The organism is Nonomuraea sp. NPDC046570, from assembly GCF_040645915.1.
Classification (GTDB): Bacteria; Actinomycetota; Actinomycetes; order Streptosporangiales; family Streptosporangiaceae; genus Nonomuraea.
In genome coordinates this window covers 1-23,920 of the sequence record NZ_JBEYZF010000059.1, presented here as the reverse complement: position 1 = coordinate 23,920, position 23,920 = coordinate 1, and the positions used below count along the sequence as shown (strand labels likewise).

Annotated in this window: 22 protein-coding genes and 3 tRNA genes; 11 read left to right on the top strand and 14 right to left on the bottom strand. The window is 69.2% G+C overall.

Translation table 11 applies throughout. From position 1 onward, the window contains the following. The 5 genes from ABZ911_RS40750 to ABZ911_RS40730 all read right to left on the bottom strand — a co-directional run. The coding region (locus ABZ911_RS40750) for an MFS transporter (protein ID WP_358069236.1) at positions 1-740 on the bottom strand (740 nt) is incomplete at its 3' end. Between the two features lie 145 nt (positions 741-885). Beyond that, positions 886-1,923, bottom strand: a complete 1,038-nt coding sequence (gene dmpG / locus ABZ911_RS40745) for a 4-hydroxy-2-oxovalerate aldolase (protein WP_358069233.1) — start codon at positions 1,921-1,923, stop codon at positions 886-888. Next, positions 1,920-2,879 carry an acetaldehyde dehydrogenase (acetylating) gene (locus tag ABZ911_RS40740; protein ID WP_358069230.1) on the bottom strand — a complete coding sequence of 320 codons (960 nt, stop codon included), beginning with the start codon at positions 2,877-2,879 and terminating at the stop codon, positions 1,920-1,922. Before ABZ911_RS40740 ends, dmpG begins: the two co-directional genes overlap by 4 nt. A gap of 184 nt (positions 2,880-3,063) precedes the next feature. Next, positions 3,064-3,654, bottom strand: a complete 591-nt coding sequence (locus ABZ911_RS40735; protein WP_358069227.1) for a VOC family protein — start codon at positions 3,652-3,654, stop codon at positions 3,064-3,066. A gap of 38 nt (positions 3,655-3,692) precedes the next feature. Next, positions 3,693-5,360, bottom strand: coding sequence for an FAD-dependent monooxygenase (locus ABZ911_RS40730; RefSeq protein ID WP_358069224.1), 1,668 nt, complete (start codon positions 5,358-5,360; stop codon positions 3,693-3,695). A 240-nt stretch (positions 5,361-5,600) separates the two neighbouring features. On the opposite strand from ABZ911_RS40730, the gene ABZ911_RS40725 reads away from it, so the two are divergent. Continuing rightward, on the top strand, positions 5,601-6,170 hold the full coding sequence (locus ABZ911_RS40725) for a TetR/AcrR family transcriptional regulator (protein WP_358069221.1): 570 nt from the start codon (positions 5,601-5,603) through the stop codon (positions 6,168-6,170). 11 nt (positions 6,171-6,181) lie between these two features. Here the strand turns inward: ABZ911_RS40725 and ABZ911_RS40720 are convergent, their stop codons facing one another. Both ABZ911_RS40720 and ABZ911_RS40715 read right to left on the bottom strand, forming a co-directional pair. Next, positions 6,182-7,513, bottom strand: coding sequence for an MFS transporter (locus tag ABZ911_RS40720; protein ID WP_358069218.1), 1,332 nt, complete (start codon positions 7,511-7,513; stop codon positions 6,182-6,184). A 185-nt stretch (positions 7,514-7,698) separates the two neighbouring features. Further along, on the bottom strand, positions 7,699-8,673 hold the full coding sequence (locus ABZ911_RS40715) for an NAD(P)H-quinone oxidoreductase (RefSeq protein ID WP_358069215.1): 975 nt from the start codon (positions 8,671-8,673) through the stop codon (positions 7,699-7,701). A 648-nt stretch (positions 8,674-9,321) separates the two neighbouring features. Here ABZ911_RS40715 and ABZ911_RS40710 point away from each other — a divergent pair. Continuing rightward, positions 9,322-9,690, top strand: a complete 369-nt coding sequence (locus ABZ911_RS40710; RefSeq protein WP_358069212.1) for a hypothetical protein — start codon at positions 9,322-9,324, stop codon at positions 9,688-9,690. A gap of 431 nt (positions 9,691-10,121) precedes the next feature. On the opposite strand, the gene ABZ911_RS40705 is transcribed toward ABZ911_RS40710, so the two are convergent. Further along, positions 10,122-10,196, bottom strand: a tRNA-Val gene (locus ABZ911_RS40705). A 417-nt stretch (positions 10,197-10,613) separates the two neighbouring features. On the opposite strand from ABZ911_RS40705, the gene ABZ911_RS40700 reads away from it, so the two are divergent. Beyond that, positions 10,614-11,030: an SsgA family sporulation/cell division regulator gene (locus ABZ911_RS40700; RefSeq protein WP_358069209.1), complete on the top strand. Its 417-nt coding sequence runs from the start codon at positions 10,614-10,616 to the stop codon at positions 11,028-11,030. Positions 11,031-11,055: 25 nt separating this feature from the next. Here ABZ911_RS40700 and ABZ911_RS40695 read toward each other — a convergent pair whose 3' ends face one another. After that, complete coding sequence (locus ABZ911_RS40695) at positions 11,056-11,583, bottom strand: DUF305 domain-containing protein (RefSeq protein WP_358069206.1); 528 nt, start codon at positions 11,581-11,583, stop codon at positions 11,056-11,058. Positions 11,584-11,735: 152 nt separating this feature from the next. Here ABZ911_RS40695 and ABZ911_RS40690 point away from each other — a divergent pair, with 152 nt between their 5' ends. Beyond that, entirely contained in the window at positions 11,736-13,136 is a 1,401-nt protein-coding gene (locus ABZ911_RS40690; RefSeq protein WP_358069204.1) for a hypothetical protein, read from the top strand. A gap of 40 nt (positions 13,137-13,176) precedes the next feature. On the opposite strand, the gene ABZ911_RS40685 is transcribed toward ABZ911_RS40690, so the two are convergent. Further along, positions 13,177-13,845 carry a hypothetical protein gene (locus ABZ911_RS40685; RefSeq protein WP_358069201.1) on the bottom strand — a complete coding sequence of 223 codons (669 nt, stop codon included), beginning with the start codon at positions 13,843-13,845 and terminating at the stop codon, positions 13,177-13,179. A 363-nt stretch (positions 13,846-14,208) separates the two neighbouring features. On the opposite strand from ABZ911_RS40685, the gene ABZ911_RS40680 reads away from it, so the two are divergent. Further along, the gene (locus ABZ911_RS40680) at positions 14,209-15,045 is read left to right on the top strand and encodes a serine protease (RefSeq protein ID WP_358069198.1); all 837 of its coding nucleotides are present in this window, start codon (positions 14,209-14,211) and stop codon (positions 15,043-15,045) included. A gap of 113 nt (positions 15,046-15,158) precedes the next feature. Here the strand turns inward: ABZ911_RS40680 and ABZ911_RS40675 are convergent, their stop codons facing one another. From ABZ911_RS40675 to ABZ911_RS40665, 3 genes are read right to left on the bottom strand one after another with little or no spacing between them, the layout of a single operon-like run. Continuing rightward, positions 15,159-15,992, bottom strand: a complete 834-nt coding sequence (locus ABZ911_RS40675) for an aminotransferase class IV (protein ID WP_358069195.1) — start codon at positions 15,990-15,992, stop codon at positions 15,159-15,161. Further along, a complete protein-coding gene (locus ABZ911_RS40670) occupies positions 15,992-16,993 on the bottom strand; it encodes a chorismate-binding protein (RefSeq protein WP_358069192.1) in 1,002 nt (333 codons plus the stop codon). Before ABZ911_RS40670 ends, ABZ911_RS40675 begins: the two co-directional genes overlap by 1 nt. A gap of 4 nt (positions 16,994-16,997) precedes the next feature. Next, the gene (locus ABZ911_RS40665) at positions 16,998-17,864 is read right to left on the bottom strand and encodes a LysR family transcriptional regulator (protein WP_358069189.1); all 867 of its coding nucleotides are present in this window, start codon (positions 17,862-17,864) and stop codon (positions 16,998-17,000) included. Between the two features lie 84 nt (positions 17,865-17,948). Here ABZ911_RS40665 and ABZ911_RS40660 point away from each other — a divergent pair, with 84 nt between their 5' ends. Further along, entirely contained in the window at positions 17,949-19,106 is a 1,158-nt protein-coding gene (locus tag ABZ911_RS40660) for an NAD(P)-binding domain-containing protein (RefSeq protein WP_358069186.1), read from the top strand. A 48-nt stretch (positions 19,107-19,154) separates the two neighbouring features. Here ABZ911_RS40660 and hutH read toward each other — a convergent pair whose 3' ends face one another. Beyond that, entirely contained in the window at positions 19,155-20,705 is a 1,551-nt protein-coding gene (hutH, locus tag ABZ911_RS40655; RefSeq protein WP_358069183.1) for a histidine ammonia-lyase, read from the bottom strand. A gap of 118 nt (positions 20,706-20,823) precedes the next feature. Here hutH and ABZ911_RS40650 point away from each other — a divergent pair. From ABZ911_RS40650 to ABZ911_RS40630, 5 genes are all read left to right on the top strand, one after another. Next, positions 20,824-20,898: transfer RNA gene (locus ABZ911_RS40650), tRNA-Gly, on the top strand. Between the two features lies 1 nt (position 20,899). Continuing rightward, positions 20,900-20,974: transfer RNA gene (locus ABZ911_RS40645), tRNA-Val, on the top strand. Positions 20,975-21,428: 454 nt separating this feature from the next. Then, positions 21,429-21,941 carry a DUF6879 family protein gene (locus tag ABZ911_RS40640; protein ID WP_358069180.1) on the top strand — a complete coding sequence of 171 codons (513 nt, stop codon included), beginning with the start codon at positions 21,429-21,431 and terminating at the stop codon, positions 21,939-21,941. A 9-nt stretch (positions 21,942-21,950) separates the two neighbouring features. Next, positions 21,951-22,799, top strand: a complete 849-nt coding sequence (locus tag ABZ911_RS40635) for a helix-turn-helix transcriptional regulator (RefSeq protein WP_358069177.1) — start codon at positions 21,951-21,953, stop codon at positions 22,797-22,799. Between the two features lie 361 nt (positions 22,800-23,160). Further along, positions 23,161-23,784: a hypothetical protein gene (locus tag ABZ911_RS40630; RefSeq protein WP_358069174.1), complete on the top strand. Its 624-nt coding sequence runs from the start codon at positions 23,161-23,163 to the stop codon at positions 23,782-23,784. Positions 23,785-23,920: the final 136 nt, after the last annotated feature.

The following is a 23,920-nucleotide window of genomic DNA, read 5'->3' as shown; positions in this document are numbered from 1 at the left end:
CCTTCGGCCTTCGGCGCGGTCGTGGGCGCGTGTAAGGAGCACCCCGGTGATATTTGTGTGTATTGGCGGGGGGGGGGTCGCAGCCGCCCCCCCGGGACGCCGGCCCCCCCCCGACACCGAGCACGGCCCGCCCCGGCTACAAGCGCCGGGGTGGAATGCCGACGGTGCTGACGTCGATCACGGTTCCAGTGGTGGTCACCGACTCGGCGGACGCGAGGAGCACGTACGGCCCGACACAGTCCTGGGGTCGTACCGCCACCTGGAGGGCTGAGTGCTCGCGCACGATGAGATCGATCGGCACCTCCTGGGTGATCGACCGCTCGGCGAACCGGGTGGATCCGGTTCAGCAGCCCGGCGACGACCGGTCCGAGACCTCCGCCCACCCCGAGCATCGCCGACACCAGCGCCATGGCGGAGGTGAGGCGATCCCCGGCGACCTCACGGCGGAGCACGGTGATGGTCAGCGGGAACACCACCCCCGCCGTGCCCTGGAGAACCCGCCCGAGCAGGAGCAGCGGCAGGGACGGGGCCAGCGCGGACACCACGCCGCCGGCGGTGAGCAGCGCCAGGCAGCACAGCAGCACGGAGCGGCCACCCCGCAGATCGGCCAGCCGGCCGAACACCGGGACGATCACCGCGGCGGAGACCAGGCCCGCGGTGACCGCCCAGCTCGCCGTGGCCACGGAGACCTCCAGCTGCTCGGCGATGTCCGGCAGCACCGGCACCACCACCGACTGCACGGCTCCGGCACAGACTCCGGCGAAACACAACGCGAAAAGCATCAAACGCGGACGAGTCGCCACAGAAGTCCCATACATAGTGGCAACGTAGCCATGAACGATCTTAGGTTCGGTGGACTGTTCCGGGGGGTGGGACGGTCGTGCGTCACACCGGCCGGGCGGCGCGGGCGCCGGACCTGTGCCGGGCGAGATCGAGGGCAATGTCGACGATCATGTCTTCCTGGCCGCCCACGAGGCCGCGCCTGCCGACCTCCAGCAGGATGGCCCGGACATCGATGTCGTACAGCCGCGAGGCGGTCTCGGCGTGCCGGAGGAAGCTGGAGTACACCCCGGCGTAGCCGAGGGTGAGGGTCTCGCGGTCGACCTGGACGGGCCGGTCCTGCAGCGGCCGGACGAGGTCGTCGGCGGCGTCCTGCAGCGCGAACAGGTCGCAGCCGTGCTTCCACTCGTTGAGGGTGGCCACGGCGACGAACGGCTCGATCGGGCAGTTGCCCGCGCCCGCGCCGTGCCCGGCCAGCGACGCGTCCACCCGGGTGACGCCCTCCTCGACGGCGACGACGGAGTTCGCCACGGCGAGGGAGAGGTTCTGGTGGGCGTGGATGCCGATCTGGGTCTCCGGCCGCAGCACGTCGCGGTAGGCCCGGACGCGTTCGCGGACTCCGTCCATGGTGAGCCGGCCACCGGAGTCGGTGGCGTACACGCAGTGCGCGCCGTACGACTCCATGAGCTTGGCCTGCTCGGCGAGCAGTCGTGCGGGCGCCATGTGGCTCATCATGAGGAACCCGGAGACGTCCATGCCGAGGTCGCGGGCCTTGGCGATGTGCTGGGCCGAGACGTCCGCCTCCGTGCAGTGGGTGGCGATCCTGATGGACCGCACCCCGAGCGCGTGGGCGCGCTGCAACTCGGCGATGGTGCCGATGCCGGGCAGCAGGAGGGTGGTGAGCGTGGCCCGCTCGATGCTCCCGGCCGCGGCCTCGATCCACTCCCAGTCGGTGTTGCTGCCGGGACCGTAGTTCACCGAGCCCCCGGCCAGGCCGTCGCCGTGGGCCACCTCGATCGCGTCCACCCCGGCGGCGTCCAGCGCCGCGACGATCCGCGCCACGTTGGCGGGGCTGATGCGGTGCCGTACGGCGTGCATGCCGTCGCGCAGGGTGACGTCCTGGATGTACAGACTCGCGGTCACGTGGCCGCCTTCTCTCGTACGTCGCGGGCGATGCGCTCGGCGACCCGCACGGCGGCCGAGGTCATGATGTCGAGGTTCCCGGCGTAGGCCGGAAGGTAGTGGGCGGCGCCCTCGACCTCCAGGAACACCGACACCTTGGTGGTCACCGGGTCGGCGCCGCGGGGCAGCAGCGTGTGCACGGGCTCATCCTTCGGGATGGGCGTGAACTGCACCTCCTGCTTCAGCCGGTAGCCGGGGACGTACTCGGCCACCTCGGCGACCATGACGGCAACGGAGGCCCTGACGGCGTCGTGGTCGGCGTCGCCGATCAGGCAGAACACGGTGTCGCGCATGATCATCGGGGGATCCGCGGGGTTGAGGACGATGATGGCCTTGCCGCGGGCGGCGCCGCCGACGGCTTCGATGGCCGCCGCGGTCGTCTCGGTGAACTCGTCGATGTTGGCGCGGGTGCCGGGCCCGGCCGACCTGGAGGCGATGGAGGCGACGATCTCGGCGTAGGCGACGGGCGTGACCCTGGAGATCGCGTGGACGATCGGGATGGTGGCCTGGCCGCCGCAGGTGACCATGTTGACGTTGTCGGCGCCGGCGTCGAGATGCGCGTCCAGGTTGACCGGCGGCACGACGAACGGGCCGATCGCCGCGGGGGTGAGGTCGATCAGCTTCTTGCCGTAGGGGGCGAGCTTGGCGGCGTTGGCGAGATGCGCCTTGGCGGAGGTGGCGTCGAAGACGATGTCGATGTCGATGTCGTCGAAGCCGTCCATCGCGATCAACCCGTCGACCCCGTCGTGCGTGGTGGGCACCTTGAGGCGGCGCGCCCGCGCGAGGCCGTCGGAGCCCGGATCGATCCCGGCCATCGCCCCCATGCGCAGGGTGCCGGAGAGCCGCAGCACTTTGATCATCAGGTCGGTGCCGATGTTGCCTGAGCCGATCACGGCTACCTTGGTGGTGTTCCTCACTGGTGCCCGCCGGGCAGGGGGAGATTCTTCGTCATCGGTGTCCTTCTTCGTGTGGGGGCTCCCAATCTGCGGCAGTCCGCCTGGACATCCATGCGACCGTTCCGCTGGCTGGTACACGAATCCCCCGTCTCGGCGCACGCGGGCCGGCCGGCGGCTGCGCGCCGCCGGTCGGCCGGGCCGGCGCTCAGCCGGTCGCGGGCGGGTCGTCGCTGCGCCGGACGAGCTCGTGCAGGGGCGTGCCGTCGAGATACCGGGCCACCAGTTCCTCCGGGTCGAACAGGGTGCCGACCGGGTTCCGGGTGAACACCTCGCCGGCCATCCAGTCGGTGGCCTGGTCGGCGTCCGGGAACACGTCGACCTGGAACTCGATGTCGTTGCCGTCGGGGTCGCGGTAGTACATGGACACGGTCGGCCCGTGATGGATCGTCCGGAAGGGATCGATGCCCTCCAGGTGCAGCCGCCGATAGGTGGACAGCAGCGCGCCCAGGTCATCGAAGGTGAACGCCGCGTGATAGAACCCCACCGTCACCTCTCCTGGGCGGGGCGCGTACTCCTCGCTGCCGATCAGCGCGATCCGGTGATGCTCCTCGTCGTACGTCAGGAAGGCGAGGTTCTCGTTGGCGAACACGGTGCGCGCCGCGAGCACGGTCGAGTACCACTCGGTCATGCGAGTGAGCTGATTCGTCCGGAACACGACGTGGGCCAGGCGAATCGGAGGAATGGGAACGGTGTGCTCGGTCAGTGTTCGCTGGGCGGAGGCGGAGGAGGTGCTCACTGTTCTGGCCTTTCTGTTCGTGGTGACATCGGGGGCCGTCAGCCGAGGGCGGCCAGCGCGGCGCCGAGATCGGCCGGGTCGGCGGTCGCGGATCGCCAGGCCACATGGCCGTCGGGGCGGACCAGGACCGCGCCGCCGGGGCCGATGCCGTACAGCGTGGTGAACCGGGGGTCGGCCTCCGGGTGGTCGCCGCCCTCGCCGAGCGCGACGATCCGGGGCCGTACCGGCCGGCCGTGCAGGTGCCGTACCGTCTCGGTCCAGAAGTCGCGGGCGGTGGCGGTGGTCAGCAGGGTGAAGGTGGCGCAGGTGAACAGGTCGAGCACGGATCGGGTGCGGGCCGCGTCGAGCCACAGGTGGGGTGCCCGCGCTCCCGGGTGCGCGCTCGGCTGGTAGGTGCCGATCGTCATCGGCGGGGTCGGCGCGCCGTCCGGGATGATCACGCTCGATCGGTAGGTGACGCCGAACACCTGCCCGTGGTACTCGAAATGGTCCCGCTGCCGGGCGATCGCCGCGCGGATGTCCGCGAGGCCGGCCTCGTCCCTCGACTCGATGGTGCCGCTCAGTTCCTCGTCGTTCTTCAGGACTCCGCCCAGGCCGGAGTCGGCCATCGACCGGGCGTTGGTGACGCTCTGCTCGATGTTGAACAGGGCCGTGGGCAGGCGTTCCTCGTCGTAGGACTCGAGCAGGCTCTCGCCGGCCTCGCCGCGCAGCACCAGGGCGAGTTTCCAGGCGAGGTTGTGCACGTCGGCCATGCCGGTGTTCATGCCCTGCCCACCGGTCGGCGGGAGCGGGTGGGCGGCATCGCCCGCCAGGAACACGTTGCCCCGGCGCATCGTGTCGGCGATCCGCGCCTGCATGTACCAGGGGTTCGCGCTGCGGATGTCGATCTCCAGTGAGGGGTCGCCGACGGCGGCGCGGATCAGGTCGGTGCAGCGCTGCGGGGTGAAATCGCCGGGGGGATCGACGGCCGGGTCGTAGGCGAAGTTGTAGGTCCACCGGTAGCGCCCGTCGAGCGCGGTGAGCACGCCCGTGGTGTCCGCGTTGTACACCCACCACAGCAGGTACGGCCGGTCCTCGACGTACTTCCACAGATCGGCGTGGAAGTAGACGCCCATCTGGTTGCCCATCCGGCCCACGCCGGTCATCTCGATGCCCAGTTGTTCGCGGACGAAGCTGCGGGCGCCGTCAGCCGCGACGACGTAACGCGCGTGGATCGGTTCCTCGTCGCCGTCCCCGTCGGCGACGGTGACCTGGACACCGTCCCCGGTGTCGTGCAGGTCGGTGACCCGTACCCCGAACCGGACGTCCACGCCCGCGGTCGCCTCGGCGTTGCGCTTGAGGATCGGCTCCAGCACATCCTGCGGGCAGGAGATCTTCGGGTACGGGCTGTACCCCTCGACGACGGCGTCGCGTTCCGGGGAGTCGCCGTGCAGCACGATGGTCCCGATGGCGGGCTTCGACATGCGCGTGACGAACGCGCTGCCGCGGTTGCGCTCGTGGGGCAGCCCGGCCCGCCGGACCTCCTCGGCGATCTCCCACTGGCGGAAGATCTCAAGGGTACGGGCGTTGACCACATGTCCACGAGGGTGGTAGGCGGTCGACGTCCGGCGTTCGACGAGCACGGTCCGCACCCCGGCCCGGCCGAGCGCGATGGCCGCGCCCAGGCCGACGGGGCCGCCGCCGACCACGAGTACGTCCGTCTTCATAGGAACTCCTTGGATGAGCGACCGAGCCCTGACGGAAAGGTGTTCATCGCGTCTCGGTTTATCAATTCGCTTTTCCCGCTCGCGATGGCGCGGGTGCGGGTTTTGAACAGCATGCGTTGCTCTCAGATTAGGCATTCTCTTGAATCTAGGTCAAGAGAATGGGGTGGCTTGATCGGCGTTCTGGCGCGATAGACTCGCGGCGGAGCCGACGGGTACGCGTGACCGGCGATGGGAGCCGAGGTGCCGAAGAACCGCCAAACCGTGCCGCGCGAGGAGCGGACCGGCGAGTTGCTGGCGGCAGCGACCGAGCTGTTCCTGAGCCGCGGTTATGACGGCGCCACGATGGCCGACATCAGCTCGGCCGCCGGTGTCGCCCGGGCCAACGTCTACTGGTACTTCCCCTCCAAGGACCACATCTTCGCCGCCGTCATGGACCGGATGCTGGCCAGGGAGATCAAGGCGCTGGAGGAGGAGCATTCCGATGCCGACGCGATGACCCACCTGGTGCGCGGACTGGCGGATATGCGGGTGTTCCGTCCGTTGCACATAGCGATGCACGAACGCCTGCTGCACTCCCCCGAGGTGGCCGCCGCCCACGACCGCTTCCTCGACTGGATCCGGCGGCTCGTGCACGAGCTGGTGGACGAGAGCGACCGCCCCGGCCTTGACCGGGACCTCGTCGCCGACACCGCGATCACCCTCTTCGAGGGCTTCAACGTCGGCGCGCCCCTCACCCGGCGCGGCCACGACATGATGCGCTTCCTCCTGGAATCCGTACTCGACGGCCACCCGGTCACGCGTCACCCCTGACCACCGGCGTACTACACGGTGACCAGGTCGTTGTCCTTGCTCTCTCCCGACAGGGCGATGGCGACCACGCTGACCAGGCACAAGCCGATCACGAACACCCCGATCGGAATGATCGAGCCGCCGGACGAGGCGAAGAGCGAGGCCAGGACCAGCGGGGTGAGGCCGCCACCGAGCAGAGTCGCCAGCTGGTATCCGAGCGACGATCCGGTGTAGCGGGTGCGCGTGCCGAACCGTTCGGTGATGTACGCCGGCAGCGTGCCGTGGTTGGCCGCCGTGCAGATGACGAACAGGCTGAAGGCGACCAGGGCGGACATGAACGTCCCCCGCTCAAGCAGCGCGAACAAGGGGAAGGTCAGCACCATGATGCCGACGAGCCCACCGATCATCACCGGACGCCGCCCCACCGAATCGGACAGGCGCGCGAAAACCAGCCCGAAGACGATCGCGAAGACATAACTCAGCGAATGGGCTGCGAGGATGGTGGACCTGTCGCCGCCGTTGCCGACGGCATAGGTGATGGCGAACGTCGCGAACATCGTCTGTACGGCGAAGCCCGCGAATCCGGCCAGGCCCACCGACAGCACGACTCGCCAGCGACCGAGGACCTCGAGCACGGGCGGGGCACTACGCCTGCCCTCCTTCGCCTCCGCGGCGGCCCGTTCGGCGGCCGCGAGAAACACCGGGCTCTCGCTCACCGAGGACCGGACGTACAGACCGATCGCGAGCATGACGGCGGACAGCAGGAACGGGATTCGCCACCCCCATTGCAGGAAGTCGGCTTCCGGCAACTGCGACACCACGGCCATGGCGAGGGTGCCGAGCAGAGCCCCGCTCGGTGCGCCGATATAGGTGAACGCCCCGATGAATCCTCTCGACTTGCCTTCGGCATGCTCCAGCGACATGAGCACGGCGCCGCCCCATTCTCCGCCGAGCGCGATTCCCTGCACCACCCGTAAGAACACCAGCAGCACCGGGGCCCAGGAGCCGATCGACGTCGACGAGGGCACCAGGCCGATCAGGATCGAGGCGGTTCCCATCAACACCAGGGACAGCACCAGCATCGACTTGCGGCCGACCCGGTCGCCGAGGTGGCCGAAGAGCACACCGCCCAGCGGCCGGGCGAGATATCCCGCGGCGAAGGTGCCGAACGCCGCCACGGTCCCGGCGGCACTGGACATCCCGGAGAAGAACACCGGGCCGAACACGAGGGCGGAGGCGGTCCCGTACAGCAGGAAGTCGTAATATTCGAGAAGGCTGCCGAGGTAGCTGGAGAGCACCACTTTGCGGACTTCGGTGGAGCGCGACGTGCTCTGCACGGCGCGCGTCGTGTCGTCGATGGGCATGGATGTCCTTTCGAGAACCGGAGAGGTCCGGACCGGCGCGGCCGATCAGGCCGGAGCCCCGAGGCCGGCGCCTCCGCCGGCCGCTGAACCTGCCCGCACCGCGTCGCGCCGAGCCGAATCGCGGTCCGGCGCACCATCGAGCAGTGCGCCGGGAACCCTTGGGGTACGGCGACTTCGGTGCGGCGCTACTGCCGGCAGTCCAGCAGCACCTTGCCGACGTGTGACTTGCTGTCGAAGTACCGGTGCGCGGAGGCGACATCGGACAGCGGGAAGACGCGATCGACGGGCAACCGGATCGCCCCCGACTCCAGCAACGGGATCACCAGCCGCGCCGTCTCGCGCATGATCTCCGCCTTCTGTTCGGCGGTCCTGTCCCGCAGCAGCGTGCCGGTGACCGACGCCTTCTTCTTCATGAGCAACGCGAAGTTCAACTCGCCTTCACGGCCCCCCTGCAACCCGATGGTCACGATCCGCCCGAACAAGGCCAGCGCCCGCAGATTCCGCTCCAGGTACGGCCCGCCGACGGTGTCCAGGATGAGGTCCGCGCCGCCGGCCTCCGCCATCCGCTCAGCGAAATCGTCCCGCGTGTAGTCGATGAGGATGTCGGCGCCCAGCTCACGGGCCGCCGCGAGCTTCGCCGCCGTCGACGCGGTGACGGCCACCCGGCCGCCGAGCGCCTTCACCAGCTGGATTCCGACGGCCCCGATGCCCCCGGTGGCTCCGTGGATCAGCACGGTCTCGCCGGAGCGGAACCGTCCGGCCATACAGATGTTGGCGACCAGCGTCGCGGCCACCTCCGGAACTCCGGCGGCCGGGAGCAGTTCGAAGCCTCGCGGGACGGCGAGCACATGCCGGACATCCACCGCGACCTTCGTGGCGTAACCGCCGGACGTCAGCAGTGCCATGACCGGATCACCGACGGCGTACTCCGTGACGCCCGGCCCGACGGCGGCGACGGTCCCGGACACCTCCATCCCGAAGATGTCCGTGGCGTCGGGTGGCAGGTTGTACCGCCCCTGGCGCTGCACGGAGTCGGCCCGGTTCAGGCCCGCCCCCGCGACATCGATCAGGACCTGGCCAGCGGAGGGAACGGGGTCCGGGAACTCCTCGACGAGCAGGGTCTCCGGGCCACCGGCACCCCGGAAGCGGACGGCCCTCACCGCTCGCTCCCCGAGCTGATCGCCTCGGCGTCGATGCCGTGGAGGCGGCAGGCGCCGGTGAGCGCACCAGCCTGCCTCGCCCCGAGCGCGGCACCGCGCACTCGATGGAGGGTGTGCTTTCGCGCAGGTGATACGGCCGGGCACGGGCCGGCCGGCGTCGAGATGTCGTTCATCGATCAGTCCTTACTCGAAGCGCTCAGGGTTCGGCGGGGCGGGACTCGCACGGTGCCCTTGCTTACCGTCGCCGGAGCGCTCGGCTCTGTGGCTGCGAGGGTATACAGGCTCTTGAATTGGGGTCAAGAGATCGTCGCGGCTAAGCGCGCGAGCCGGGTGGCGGGGTGTCGCTCCGTCACCGCCGTGGGAGGCGTCTTCCCCGGCCGAGGAGCGATCAGGTAGGCGGTAGTGACGAGTGGAGCCGAAGATAAGGTCTGGAGCCGGCACAGGCATGGAGGCGCTCCCCGGCTGCTTGGCGCTCGGCCGGCTGAGCCACGCCATACCCCAATATCGGGGGGATCGCGGAGGATCTGCACCGAGTTCTTACAAGGGCTGCGCGGTGCGGCCATGTGCGCCTGCTTTGCTTGCGTCATGCCTGAACGGAGAACGACGCGGGCCGGCGATGCGCGATGGGCGTTCGCATTCGCTTTTCCGGTGGATATCGCCATCGCATTCGCGATATTCGGCACCCTTCTCGATATCCGCCTGGTGGCACACATCAAGGTCTATTGCGTCGGCGACCTGAGTATGGGGGAAAAGTTCGCAGGCTTGTTATGGATGTCGAGCAGGATCGTCCTCTTCCCGATCGTCTCGGTGCTGTCGGCGGTGTTTTCTCTGGTCTTCTTGCTGCTGGCCCGGCTGCCCTGGGTAAGGGCTCGCGGATGGCTGGAGCCCATCCTGTTCGCTCTGGCCATCGCCGGGTCAGCCGCCGGGCCGGTGGCGCTGATCCTCCATGACATCGCCACCGAGGGAACGCCACCCGGATGCGTCCTGCCGTGGTGGCCTTCCTGGCTGCCCTCGTGACACACCCCTTGGTGGGGGGCGGCTCATTCCATTCGGCGCACCCGCTCCACGATCCACCCGCTTAGCTTTCACGTCGGCGAGCGCGTGGACCGGATCTAAGCGGGCGGCATGAGCCGCCGTCGGCGGGCGTCCGCATCGCTGCGGAGCCGGGCGCGATTTCCTAGGCATAGCTTTGCCGCCCAGACTCCCGCCAGGGGCTCCCATGGGCTTCGTCGCCCAGCACGGCAAGTCATGTCCAGGTTGCCGAGTCCTCCGCCCTCCCCGGGATTCGGCGGCCGAAGGTGCCGGAGTCCGGTGGGGATCGGGCGATCGGTGGGCGGAGGGCCCGTGGGAGCGGGTTTAGAGATCCATTCCCACTTCGCTCCCAAAATCGGACGTCCCCGGACATGGCGAGAGGCCGTCTCCCGAGTGGGAAACGGCCTCCGACCTGCTGGTGGGCGATACTGGGATCGAACCAGTGACCTCTTCGGTGTGAACGAAGCGCTCTCCCGCTGAGCTAATCGCCCGCCCTGCCCGGCTGCCTTGCGGTGCCTGACGGGGAAAACCATACCGCACTCCGGGAGCACTGGCGAAGTGGCACGACGGGGAGGACGATACGAGGCAAAGGTGGAGGTTGCCCGCCAGCGTGGTAGCTCGTTGGCATACCATCGTCGTGTTCCGGAGAGCTCATACACCCGCGAGGTGGCCCTGGGCGCGCCGGGAGGGGGCCAGCAACTCGCAAAACCCTCGCAAACTTGACCCGAAAGATGATGTTTAGCCAGGTAGATGCCCGAATGTCCAGCTGTGATGTGCGTTACAGAAGGGCCCGGAGGCGGAATCTTTCCTACAGGTTTCTTCGTTCCGCGTCATAGCTGCGGACGAGGTCCGTCTGAGCAGTGAAAGCCCCGAAGAGGGGACCGTACGACGAAAAGGTTTGGCTGACGATGAACAGCACCACCGTCTCTGCCGAGCTTGGCCTTCGGCTTGTGGTCCCCGACCGTACCACCGTCCCCCTGCTCGCCGGGCTCAACTACACAGCCGACGACCCGTACGCCATCCGTATGGCTTTCCACGTGGGGAACGACGAACCGGTCGAGTGGATCTTCGCCCGTGAACTGCTGACTGTTGGCATCGTGAGGCGTGTCGGCGACGGTGACGTGCAGGTCTGGCCCGCACGCGCCGACGGCGAGCGCACCCTTCACATCAGCCTGACGTCACCGTTCGGACAGGCGCTCTTCGAAGTCCCGCTCGCTCCTCTCACGGAGTTCCTGCACCGCACCTACGAACTGGTGCCGGCAGGGCGTGAGACCGACTTCATGGACTTGGACTCCGAGCTGACCAACATGCTCTGGCCTTCCTGAGACATCCCCAACCCCCGATACGCGGCTACCCCAGCAGCCGCCGCATCCTTGCCACCTCGATCCCCTGCCCGGTGTACACGTCCTTGGCCATGAGCCGCATCCGCAGGTCCCGCCCTGCCCCGAGCTGCTCCCCGGCCATCTTCATGGCGCCCTGGTGATGTCTGATCATCAACTCCAGGAACAGCCGATCGAACGCCTCGCCTCGGGCCGCCCGCAGCCGGTTCAGCTCCTCCAGCGAGGCCATCCCGTAGGCTCCCGGGGCGTGCGCCGAGTGCCCCCCGGGTACGGCACGCCCCAGCCCGGTCAGCCAGTCGGACATCGCCTTGATCTCCGGCTGCTGCGTCAGCGCGATGTTGCCCGCCACCGTCCTGATCTCCGCCGAGGTGGTGCGCGCCTCCACCATCGCGGTCATCTCCAGCGCCTGCCGGTGATGCGGGATCATCCCCTCGGCGAACCGCACGTCCGCCGCCACGGGGTCGACGGCGCGGCCCGGAAGCCGCTCGCCGGGCTTCGCCGTACGGCCGGGAGCGCCTGGGCCGTCGGGGACGATCACCGGCGCGCCCGTGCCCACCGCCGCCGGGGAGGTGGGGGCGGCTGCACAGGAGATAAGCGCAAATGTCAGCAGAACTGTGACAATAACCCCACGCACTCCAAACGGTCCTGACATAGCTTCCATACTGAGCTACGAACTCTATGGGGGCGCATGTGATCTCTGTGAAGCTGGGTGGGGCGGTCGCCGTGGCGGCACTGCTGCTGGTGTCGGCCTGCGGTGCGACACCGCGCGAACCCCAGCGAGCGGCCGAGCCCCCGCCGCCGCAGACGTCGGAGGCCGCGCCCGCCCAGCCACAGGGTGATGTCAGCACCAGTGACAACGTCAAGCTGGTGACCACCGCGCCGCGCACCGCGCCGCTCAACGGGGACATGGCCTGGAACTCCGACCTGGCCTTCCAGGGCGACTACGCCTATGTGGGCAACTTCGGCGGTTTCTCGATCTACGACATCAGCGACCCGGCCAAGCCCCAGGTGGTGAGCCAGGTCGCCTGCGAGTCGCAGCAGAACGACATCTCGATCTACGGCGACCTGGTGATCCTGTCGATCGACGAGGCGCGCTCGGACGAGACCTGCCAGTCCAAGCCCGCGGGCGGCCAGGACTCCAGCGCGTGGGAGGGCCTGCGGATCTTCGACGTCAGCGACAAGAAGAACCCGAAGTACATCTCCTCGGTGCGCACCAGCTGCGGCTCGCACACCCACACGATGGTGCCGGGCAAGAACCCGGACACGCTGTACGTCTACGTCTCCTCGCCCGGTCCCGAGCCCGACTCGGCGAGCTGCGCCCCGCCGCACGAGATGATCCAGGTCGTCGAGGTGCCGGTGAAGGACCCGAAGAGCGCCAAGGTCGTGGCCTCGCCCGACATCTTCCCCCAGGGGCAGGCGTCGGGTGACTTCGCGGCCGGCTGCCACGACATCACCGCGTTCCCGGAGAAGAACCTGGCCGCGGCGGCCTGCTTCGGCGACGGCGTCCTGCTGGACATCTCCGACCCGCTGGAGCCGAAGGTCCTGCAGCAGATCAGGGACACCGAGAACTTCCAGATCTGGCATTCGGCGACGTTCAACAACGACGCCACCAAGGTCGTGTTCGGCGACGAGCTGGGCGGCGGCAGCATGCCGACGTGCGACAGCAAGACGCCGGCGACCAAGGGCGCCAACGCGATCTACGACATCGTGAACAACAGGCTGGAGCGGCGCGCGTACTTCAAGATCCCGCGCGAGCAGACGCCGGCCGAGAACTGCGTGGCCCACAACGGCTCGCTGATCCCGGTCAAGGGCAAGGACATCATGGTCCAGGCGTGGTACCAGGGCGGCGTGTCGATCTGGGACTTCACCGACTCCGACGCGCCCAAGGAGATCGGCTTCTTCGAGCGCGGCCCGTCGACCGCCGGATCCCCGATCGCCGGGTCCTGGTCGGCGTACTACTACAACGGCTACATCTACTCCAGCGACATCCTGGAGGGCCTGGACGTGATCGAGATCGACGACCCGCTGACGAACCCCGCCAAGCAGGTCAAGATGCCCGACTTCAACGTCCAGACCCAGAAGATCTACTAGCGCTCCGTCCCCCGGCCTGCTTCCACCACCGGGGGACGACTCAGCCGCCTCCCGCGATCAGCAGCACCGACGGGTCGAGTCCTTCGCCGACCACCCGGGCCGCGTTGGCGAAGCACTGCTGGTCGAGGTCGTTGCGGGTGACGATGGTGCCGATCTCCGGGTTGAAGCGGCACTCGCCGGCGGCGCCGTCGAAGTCGCCCGCCGCCACGAACGCCTGGAACTTCGGGAATCGGAACGCCGGCCCCATGCCCCACGCCATGCTGAGCAGGCCCAGCTGGGCGTCGGCGGGCCAGGAGTCGAAGTCCGCGAACTCCGGACGGCTCTTGAGGTGGGCCTCGAACTGGAGGAGCTTCAGCGAGACGAAGCGGTCGATCTCGTCATCGGAGATCTTCAGGGTCGTGATGCTCCGGAAGGTTCCCCCACCTCGGGGCGCCAGGTCCATCCGGCTCTTCACCATGTCCCACTCCGCGGCCACCTCGTCGGGGCTCGCCGTGTTCCCGTCGGGGTTCAGCCAGTTCAGCTCGCCGGCCATCGCCAGGGACCTGGCCCGCTCGTCCGGCGTCGGAGGCGTGAGCGGCGTCGCGGTCGCGTCGATCAGGTTGCCGACGCCGGTGCTCACCAAGCCCTTGATGTCGAGGTACATGTTGTGCTCGCGCGACTCGAGCGGCTCGTTGAAGGGGTGCCAGAAGGACCGCACGCTGTCCCACATGGTGACTCTTTCCTCTGCTGGGCGCCGATCGGTGAGGGCACCTCTGGAGCCAACATAGGCAGGCGAGGACGCCACCTCAAGCACGCCAGGTATTCATTCCTCCACAATCGGTGACTGAATTCGAGACGGGCTCGGTGGCGTCGATGGCACCCAAAACCGCAGGTAGTGTGGGCTGGCGAGTCGAAGAGCGAGCTTCTGACCAGCCTTGTGCCCCCCTTCCCTGCGGGCTCGGCTTCAGGAGTTCACGGTGCGGGCCGGTGCGTTGTTAGCCCCCCGCCGAGGAAACGTAGTCGAAGGTGTCTCCCGCAGCCGCACCTCTGAACCGATGGAAGTGATGTGTTCAAAACAGGCAGACGATCAGCGGTGCTCGTCATCCTCATGGCCATCGGGCTGGCCCTGACCACCGCGGCCGCCTTTCCCCGGGCAGCCTCCGCGAGCCCAGGCCACCCGGCCATCATCGGCGGAAGAGTAGCCACGGAGTCGTACCCGTTCATGGTCTCCTTCCAGTTTGGGAAAGACCCCGGGGACCACTGCGGGGGCGCCCTCATCGCCCAGGACTGGGCGGTCACCGCCGCCCACTGCGAAGACCTCATGAAGCCCGGCAAGACCAAGGTACGGGTCGGCTCCCCCGATCGCGCCAAGGGGGGAGTCCTCGCCGGCGTCAAGCGTGTCGTCACCCATCCCGCGTGGGGTGACCGAAACAGCGACCTCGTGGGCGACATCACCCTGGTCCAGCTGGACCGGAAGGTAGATCTGGAGCCCATCCGCATCGCGGATGGTCCCGGCCCGGTAGGCGAGCCGAGCCGGATCATCGGCTGGGGCCTGGCCTGCGAGGACGACCGGAACCCCGCCTGCACGAACGACGCGGGGCCCCTGCGGGAACTCGACACCGTACGCGTGCCCGACAACCGGTGTGTCGGCCTCGTCGGAGGCGCCGAGGTGTGCTCCGGCGAACGCTCCGGCCGCGCGGCCAGTGCGTGCAACGGCGACTCCGGCGGACCTCAGCTCCGCAGTGTGAACGGCCGCTGGGAGCTGATCGGCGTCACCTCCCGCGACGGCGACGACATGGAGCCGCGCGAGGACGGCAGCGCGGGCTGCTCCACCGGCCCCGACGGCAAGCCAGGAGTCGGCATCTGGACCGACGTCACCCACTACCGCACCTGGATCGACAAGACCATCGCGGCGCACAGCGCGTCCTGACCCCGTGGCGCCGAAGAGCGGGCCGCGGTCGGTTCATGAGCCGGGGATCAGCCGATCCCCCTGCGCATGAGCCTGACCGCGGCCCGCTCGCCGTCGGCGGGCATGCCCGGGGGTCAGCGCGGGTCGGCGTCCAGCGCGGCGCGTTCGGCGAAGACCTCCATGGCCTTGGCGGTGATCGGGCCGGGGGCGGCGGGCAGCACCTGGCCGTCGACGAGCCTGATCGGCTGGACGTCGCGGGTGGTGGAGGTGAGGAAGGCCTCCTCCGCCTCGTACAGCGCCCGCAGCGGCACGTCGGCCTCGTCGCCGCCGCACCACTCCAGCACCAGGGCCCGGGTCACCCCGGCCAGGCAGCCGGAGGCCAGGGTCGGGGTCAGCAGCCGGCCGTCGCGGACGATGAAGATGTTGGACCCGGTGCCCTCGCACAGGTCGCCCGCGAGGTTGCCGAAGATCGCCTCGCCGCCGCCGCGCGCCTTGGCGTACGCCAGGGCCTTGGCGTTGTCGCCGTAGGAGGTGCTCTTGACGCCGGACAGCGCGCCGCGCTCGTTGCGCGGCCACGGGACCACGGTGACGTCGGCGGTGAGCGGGAACGGCTTCTGCTCGCCGACGATCACCACGCTGGTGGTGCCCTGGTCGCCGCGGTCGGAGCCGAGCGGGCCCGGGCCGCTGGTGTAGGTGATCCGGATGCGCCCGAGCGGCCAGCCGGGCGCCTCGGCCAGGCAGCGGCGCACGCCGTCGGCGATCGCCTCGACGTCGGGTTCGGGCAGGTCCATCCGCTGCGCGGACAGCTTGAGCCGGTCGAGGTGGCGGGTGAGGGCGAAGGAGTGGCCCGCCACGACCTTCACGGTCTCGAACACGCCGTCGCCGACCATCAGCCCGTGGTCGAACACCGAGACGCTGGCCTGCGCCGGGTCGTACAGCTCCCCGTTGACCCACACGGGAACGTTCATCAAGTGCCTCCTGAAGATGCCAAAGTGATGAGCCGGGACGCCTTCAGCTCCGTCTCGCGCCATTCGCGTCCGGGGTCGCTGCCCCAGGTGATGCCCGCTCCGGTGCCGAAGTGGATCTCCCGATGGGAGGTCCAGAACGTGCGGATGCCCACGGCCAGCGCCGCGGTGCGCCGGTCGGCGTCGACCCAGCCCACGGCCCCACAGTACGGCCCGCGCGGCTCGGGTTCGAGTTCATTGATGATCCGCAATGCTGAAGATTTCGGGGCACCGGTCACAGAACCGGGAGGAAAGGTCGCCGCGAAGAGCTCCGGCCAGCCGACTCCCGGTCCGAGCCGGGCCCTGACAGTGGAGACGAGGTGGACCAGCCCGGGGTGCTCCTCGACCCGGCACAGCGCGGGAACGGTCACGGAGCCGACCTCGGCGACCCGGCCGAGGTCGTTGCGGACCAGGTCGACGATCATGACGTTCTCGGCGTAGTCCTTCTCCAGCAGGTCGTCCGCGGTCACCGCGGTGCCCTTGATCGGCTGCGATTCGACCACGTCACCGGCCCGCGACAGGTACAGCTCGGGCGAGGCGGACACCACGCTCAGCCCCGGCACGCTCACCACGGCCGAGTAGGGGGCGGGATTGCCCCGCGCCAGCAGCCCGGCCAGCGCCAGCGGGTCGGCGTCCGGGCTCAGCGGCGCGGACATGACGCGGCACAGGTTGGCCTGGTAGACCTCGCCCTGCTCGATGTAGTCGCGGATGCGCCGGACGCCCGACTCGTAGGCGGCCTGGTCGAGCGAGGTGCGCCACTCGTCCGGGCGGGGGCCGGTCCAGGGGCGCGCGGGCGGGGGCAGCGGCGCGGGCCGTACGTCGGCGAAGCGGGCGCAGGTCACCTTACCCTCGTAGTCGACCACGACCGCCCACCAGCCGGTGCCGTCGAGCACGGCCAGGTCGGTTGTGAGATCGCGGAGCCCTGTCGCCAGAAGCCCCCCTACGTGAGCGAAACCATCATGCACATCCCTATTGTCCCAGGAGTCCGACGAACGTCAGCGCGGCCGGCAGCGGTACCTCGGGCAGCGCCGCGTAGACCTTCCTACTCGGCGCCAGGTCGCTGAGCGGACGAAGCACCAGGTCAGCCGGTACGGCCCCGGCCGCCAGCTCGGGCACCAGCGTCACCCCGAGCCCGGCCGCGACGAACCCGAACTTCCCCGCCCACTCGGCCACCCTGAGCCCGCCGCGCGGCGTGAACCCGGCCCTGGCGCAGGCGGCGGCGAGCAGCGTGGGCTGCCCGCGCGGCGCGGCCTCGATCCAGCTCTCCTCCGCCAGGTCGCGCAGGTCGACGCTGTCGCGGGCGGCCAGCCGGTGGCCCGACGGCAGGGCGACGAACAGCCGGTCCTCGCGCAGCAGCACGGTCTCGGCGGCGGCGGGCAGCCCCGAGGGGTAGTCGCTGATCACCGCGACGTCGATGGCGCCCGCCTGCAGCCGTTCCATCAGCCGTCCGGTCAGCCCCTCGACCAGGCGCAGCTCGACGCCGGGCCGCAGCCGGGCGAACTCCTTCATCGCCTGCGGCACCAGGGAGACGTTGGCGGTGGCGAAGGCGCCCACGCGCAGGGTGCCGCCGCTGCCGCCGTGGATGGCGGCCAGTTCCTCCCCTGCCCGGCCGAGGCGCTCCAGGACGGCGGCGGCGTGCCGGTGCAGGGCCACTCCGGCGGGTGTGAGCCGTACCCCTCGGGCGAGGCGCTCGAAGAGCGGGCCTCCGGCGGCGCGTTCGAGCGCCGCGATCCGCCGCGAGACGGAGGACTGGGTGTAGCCGAGCAGCTCGGCGGCGGCGGTGAAGGAACCCTCCCTGGCCACCTCGTCGAACAGCCGCAGATCGCTGGTCTCCATGCGCCCGAGCCTATGCGCTGGACGCATGGCTGCTATGCCGTCTAGTCGTTGGTGGAATGGCTTGAGATCGGTTTGACTCAGGACGTGATCGCATTTCTTGGACAGGGACGCATGGGCGTCCCCATGGCCCGGCGGCTCGTGCGGGCCGGGCACGACGTGACGGTGTGGCGGCGCGGTACTTCGACGACCCCGGCCGAGGCGGTACGGGACGCGGAGCTCGTCATCACGATGCTGCGCGACCCCGCGGCGGTGATGGAGGTGCTCACCGCCGCGCTGCCGGGGTTGCGCCCCGGGGCGACGGTGGTGGAGATGTCCACGATCGGGCCCGAGGCGGTGGCGGCGTTGCGCCGGACACTGCCCGCGGAGGTCGAACTGGTGGACGCGCCCGTGCTGGGCAGCGTCGGGCCCGCCGCGGAGGGCACCCTGACGATCCTGGCCGGAGGCGACCTCTCCCGCTGCCGCGAGGTGCTGTCGGTCTTCGGCACGGTACGGGAGGCCGGGCCGCTGGGCGCGGGCGCGGCGCTGAAGCTGGCCGTGATGAACGCGCTGGTGCCGGCGCAGGTCCTGCTCGCCGAGACCTTCGCGTACGGCGCCGCGCACGGCGTGGACCGCGCCGCCCTGGCGGAGGTGCTGGCCGGGACCCCGCTGGGCGCGCTGGCCGAACGGCTGCGCACCCCCGCCCAGGAGACCCGCTACGCGCTCGGCCTGGCCGCCAAGGACCTCCGCCTGGCCGCCTGGCCGGACGCCACCCTCGCCGCCGCCGCCCGCGCCCGCCTGGACGACGCGGAACGCGGCGGGCTGGGCGACCGCGACCTCACCGCGATCGCCGAGCACGTCACGGCCGCCGCCCGGCCCCGGGTGACGCCGGTCAACCCGCCGACCGTGCCCGCCACCAATGGGATGTACTCGCACGCGGTGCGGGCCGGGGACACCCTGTACGTCTCCGGGCAGGCAGCCTTCGACGACGACGGGAAGCTGGTGGGCGAGGGCGACATGACGGCGCAGGCCGAGTACGTGTTCGCCAACATCGGGAAGATCCTGGCCGATCAGGGGGCGACCTTCGCCGACATCGCGTTCATCAGGAGCTACATGACGGATATGTCGCAGCGGGAGGCGTACGGCGCGGTCCGCCGCCGCCACATCACGGGCACGCCGCCCGCGAGCACGACCGTGGAGGTGTCCCGGCTCTTCATGCCGGGCCTGCTGCTGGAGGTCGACCTGATCGTCAGCCTCCGGTCCTGAGGGGCCGGGGTCCGGGGGGCGCCTGCCGTACCGGACCCCGGTGCCGGCTCAGGACAGCGGGCCGGTCGCGGACTCCGCGGCGGACAGGACCGAGCCGTCGGCCACCATGCGGACCACGGTCTCGATCTCGGGGGCCAGGAAGCGGTCGGGGCCGGGGCCGGGGACGCTCTCGCGCAGGGCGCGGACGACCGCGCCGGTGGCCGGGGCGGGCTCCAGCGGGGCGCGCAGGTCGATCGCGCGGGCGGCGGTCAGCACCTCGATCGCCAGCACCCGGGTCAGCCCGTCCACGGAGCGGCGCAGCTTGCGCGCGGCCGACCAGCCCATGGACACGTGGTCCTCCTGCATCGCCGAACTCGGGATCGAGTCGACGCTGGCGGGTACGGCCAGGCGCTTGAGCTCGGAGACGATCGCCGCCTGGGTGTACTGCGCGATCATGTGCCCGGAGTCCACCCCGGGGTCGTCGGCGAGGAAGGCGGGCAGGCCGTGGTTGCGCGCCACGTCCAGGAACCGGTCGGTACGCCGCTCCGACATCGAGGCCACGTCGGCGGTGACGATGGCCAGGAAGTCCAGCGCGTACGCCACGGGGGCGCCGTGGAAGTTGCCGTTGGACTCCACCCGCCCGTCGGCGAGCACGGCCGGGTTGTCGACGGCGCTGGCCAGCTCCCAGCGGGCCACGTTGCTCGCGTGCGCCACAGTGTCGCGGGCCGCTCCGGCGACCTGGGGGGCGCAGCGCAGGGAGTAGGCGTCCTGGACGCGGGTGCAGGCGTTCGGGTCGCGGTGGCTGGCCATGATGCCCGAGTCCTTCAGCACGCGCACCATGTTGGCGGCGGCGAGGGCCTGGCCGGGCTGCGGGCGCAGGGCCTGCAACTCGGGGGCGAACACCGCGTCGGTGCCGAGCAGCGCCTCGACGCTCATCGCGGCGCTCACGTCGGCGGTCCTGAGCAGCCTGGTGAGGTCGTCGATGGCCATGATCAGCATGCCGAGCATGCCGTCGGTGCCGTTGATGAGGGCCAGGCCCTCCTTGGCGGCCAGCTCGACCGGCTCGATCCCGGCCCGCTTGAGCGCCTCGCCGCCGTCGACGAGGTTCCCGTCCGCGTCCCGGACGACGCCCTCGCCCATCAGCGTCAGCGCGACGTGCGCCAGCGGGGCCAGGTCGCCTGAGCAGCCGAGGCTGCCGTACTCGTGGATCACCGGCGTGATGTGCGCGTTGAGCACCGCCGCGAGCGTCTTGGCGGTCGTCGGCCGCACCCCGGTGTGCCCCGTGGCCAGCGTGTGCAGGCGCAGCAGCATCAGCGCGCGCACCACCTCGGTCTCGACCTCCGGCCCCGAGCCCGCCGCGTGCGAGCGCACCAGCGACCGCTGGAGCTGGGCGCGCAGCGCCGGATCGATGTGCCGGGTGGCCAGCGCGCCGAATCCGGTGGAAACGCCGTACGCCGGGACTGGACTCTCGGCGAGCTCGTCGATCCGCTGGCGGGCGGCGGCGACGGCGGCCATCGCGTCGTCGCTCAACCGTACGGCGGCGCCGTGCCGCGCCACCCGAATCACGTCGTCGAAGGTCAACGGCTCCGGCCCGACGTTCACGACTCCGTTGTCGCCCATGTTGTCTCCCGCTTTAGGTAACTGGCGTATGTGATGTTAGCTCCTTACGGGCGGCTTCGGTTTGGGGCATCGGCCGGGATTCGCTACAGTTCTCTTCGTCGCCATCGGCGGCGACAGCGCGGAAGTGGCTCAGTGGTAGAGCATCACCTTGCCAAGGTGAGGGTCGCGGGTTCGAATCCCGTCTTCCGCTCCACGGACGATTAGCTCAGCGGGAGAGCGCTTCCCTGACACGGAAGAGGTCACTGGTTCAATCCCAGTATCGTCCACCACGCTCCGTGGCGCGCCAGGTTTGACCTGGTTAGACAGGAGTCAAAGCCCCAGGAGCCCGGCATATGCCGGGAGTCTGGGGCTTCTTGTTGTTCCGGTTGATCGTGGGTGTGTCAGCACCGGCGCTGACGTTGTGCCGGCACGTGATGACGTGATCTGGCGGCTACCGCTTGACTGTCCCGCACCCGCCGTTCAGGCTTACGTGCAAGTCCGCGCACGTCCGAACACTGGGGGCGACCATGGCGCTAAGGTTCATCGGCATCGACGGCACAAGTGAGCACGGCGGCTGCCCCTCGGTCTGGGTCGATGACAGAGACGGAAGTTTCGTGGTCCAGGGAGTCGTGGTCACGGACCAAGCCGAGCTGGCCCAAGTAGTCGCACGGAGCCCGCTGGCACCTAACGAAATGATCGTTAGGCTTCCTGCACACATGCGTGGATACCTCCTGGAGGCGTGCGGTGAACGCGAGCCCGACGTTGGATGAGTTGCTGGCGCGCTGCACGCGCTCAGCCATTCATCTAGAGATGCGTGATGGCTACGGCTATTCGAGTCCCGGGTTCCGCGCCTGGCGCGAAGGCAGGTCGTTCGACCGGACCGATTTCGACGCTCCCTGGGTCAACCTGATCAGGGCAACGGTGGGTCGAGGAGTCGTGGTGCGGCGCGCTCGGATCGTTTCCGAGCCCGTTGGCGACTACATCCGCTATGAGCACTCCGCTACGCCCTACGCCAACCTCGCCGGCGGGGAACTGGTTCACTGGCTGCCCCGCCAAAGAGCATCTGATCTAGCGCTACCCGGCAATGACTTCTGGCTGTTCGACGGGGAACTTGTGCGCTTCGGCCTCCACTCCGGGGACGGAGAGGCCACCGGCTACGAATTCTCCGAGGATCCTGCGGTGGTGAAGCTTTGTGCGACAGCGTTCGAGGCTGTTTGGGAGCGCGGCATCGACCACGCGGCGTACCGGCCTACCTGATCTCCGCATATGTCAACATCACCATCTTCCAGTGCATACCAGGCCCGCCTAGCCATCGGGAGGCGGCTTCGGGAGATCTTGCGTGACTCCGGCATCACCGCCAGGGCTTTGGCCCAGGCGGCCGGTTGGGACGAATCCAAATGCTCTCGACTCATCAACGGCCGCACTCTGCCGTCCGACAACGACATACGCGCCTGGTGTCGGATCTGCGGCGCTGAGGGAGAAACCACCGATCTGATTGCCGCGAGTCGTGACGCCGACAGCATGTATATCGAATGGAGGCGACTGCAACGCAGCGGCATGAAGCGCCTGCAAGAGACGCGAGTATCCCTGTACGAGGAAACCCGCCTGTTCCGCTTCTACTGCTCGCAGTTCATGCCCTGGCCCCTTCAGACGCCCGGATACATGCGGGCCGTTCTGACGGCCTTCGCCGAGTTCCACGACGCTCTGCGCGACATCGAGGAAGCGGTCACGGCACGGGCAGCCCGAAGCCGCCTGCTCTACGAAGGCGACCACCGGTTCGCCATCATCCTGGAAGAGTCCGTCCTTCACGATCGGATCGCTGATGACGACGTGATGGCCGGACAACTTGGCCAGCTTTTGGAGGGCATGTCCCTTCCGTCGGTCTCTCTCGGGATCATTCCTGCCAGCGTCCCACGCAAGCTATGGACAATGGAGAACTTTTCCATCTACGACGACAAGCGAGTATTCATAGAACTGCTGTCGGCCGGAGTGACTGTCACGCAACCACGTGAGATCGCGCTCTACATCAAGGGCTTCACCGAACTGGCGGCCGGTGCCGTGTACGGCAAAAGGGCACGTGCCTTGGTCGCGGCAGCACTCGCAGCTCGAGGCTGACCGTGCAAGTTCGTGCAAGTTCATTGAGGCCCTGAATCGCCCGCTCCTACCGTCGATGTATGCACTCCGCAGAGACACCGTCCCTTGGCGGGCGCGCGTGGTTCGTCGGTGAACTCGCACCTGAGGATCGGGACGCGACAGGCCCGACACCTGCCTCGGCGCCGAGGCCGATTTGGTCGCGTGAGGAGTATCGCGCCCAGATGCTCAAGCGTGGCGTGGTGGAGACGCGCAGTGAGTCCGGTTTGGGGATGGACGGGTACATCGCTCTGGCTGAGGCGTGCGGGATCTTGGAGAAGCGTCCGACCATCGGATGGGTCATCGATGCCGACGGGGTCTGCCGCCCCTCCGGGTCGGGTGCGGCATGACCGCGGCCACTGGCTTTCGCGTGCCCTTCGTCATCGGGTTCACGGGGGAGGTTGAGCGACATCACCGCCTGATGTGGATGCAGAGTTGGGCTGGGCTGCGGTTGGGGTACGACGCCTTGCCGAGTAAGGGTGACTACAGCCACGGTGTGCTTCGTCTTCGGCAGAACCAGAAGCGCACGGGGCGGCCGGACTTCAAGTCGGTCAACACCCGTCGGCAGTGGCGGTGCATGGAGAAGCGGCTGTGCCAGGTGTGCGGGCGTTCGGCGGTCGATCGGGACACGGGCCGGATCTGGTGGCTTCTGTCGTCCACCGGCGACGGCGACTATGGCGACGGCTACACCAACGCGCCGCCGACATGCCGGGCGTGCATTCCCGCGGCGATCACCTTCTGCCCGCACCTGCGGCGCAACGCCGAAGTCTTCACCGTGGGTCGCTGCTCTCTGTACGGGGTACGCGCGGACGTGTTCCAGCCCTACCTGGCACCGATCACCCCATCCGAACGAAACGTCGTCCTGACGTTCGATGACTACAGCCTTCCGCACGCGATAGCCCGCGAACTGCTGGTCCGGTTGAGCGACGTGCAACCCACACAGATCGATGTCCATAGGCAAGCTGCGTAGACCCCCAAGACGTGCGATTGGCGGGCTTGGCCGCCAGCCGCGCTACCACCTCGGGCCGCCTGGTCCGAGCGGGAAGGAGGCAGTCAGATGGATCTGTACGCCAACGAGCTCGGCTCGCTGGAGTTCCGCCGAGCGT

What these genes read in the sequence shown, in the direction of transcription:
- ABZ911_RS40665 (WP_358069189.1), bottom strand. Translation starts at nt 17,864, where the DNA reads ATGGAGACCAGCGATCTGCGGCTGTTCGACGAGGTGGCCAGGGAGGGT.
- ABZ911_RS40720 (WP_358069218.1), bottom strand. Translation starts at nt 7,513, where the DNA reads ATGCCCATCGACGACACGACGCGCGCCGTGCAGAGCACGTCGCGCTCC.
- ABZ911_RS40630 (WP_358069174.1), top strand. Translation starts at nt 23,161, where the DNA reads ATGACCGCGGCCACTGGCTTTCGCGTGCCCTTCGTCATCGGGTTCACG.
- ABZ911_RS40675 (WP_358069195.1), bottom strand. Translation starts at nt 15,992, where the DNA reads ATGAACGTTCCCGTGTGGGTCAACGGGGAGCTGTACGACCCGGCGCAG.
- ABZ911_RS40685 (WP_358069201.1), bottom strand. Translation starts at nt 13,845, where the DNA reads ATGTGGGACAGCGTGCGGTCCTTCTGGCACCCCTTCAACGAGCCGCTC.
- ABZ911_RS40635 (WP_358069177.1), top strand. Translation starts at nt 21,951, where the DNA reads ATGTCAACATCACCATCTTCCAGTGCATACCAGGCCCGCCTAGCCATC.
- ABZ911_RS40700 (WP_358069209.1), top strand. Translation starts at nt 10,614, where the DNA reads ATGAACAGCACCACCGTCTCTGCCGAGCTTGGCCTTCGGCTTGTGGTC.
- hutH (WP_358069183.1), bottom strand. Translation starts at nt 20,705, where the DNA reads ATGGGCGACAACGGAGTCGTGAACGTCGGGCCGGAGCCGTTGACCTTC.
- ABZ911_RS40730 (WP_358069224.1), bottom strand. Translation starts at nt 5,360, where the DNA reads ATGAAGACGGACGTACTCGTGGTCGGCGGCGGCCCCGTCGGCCTGGGC.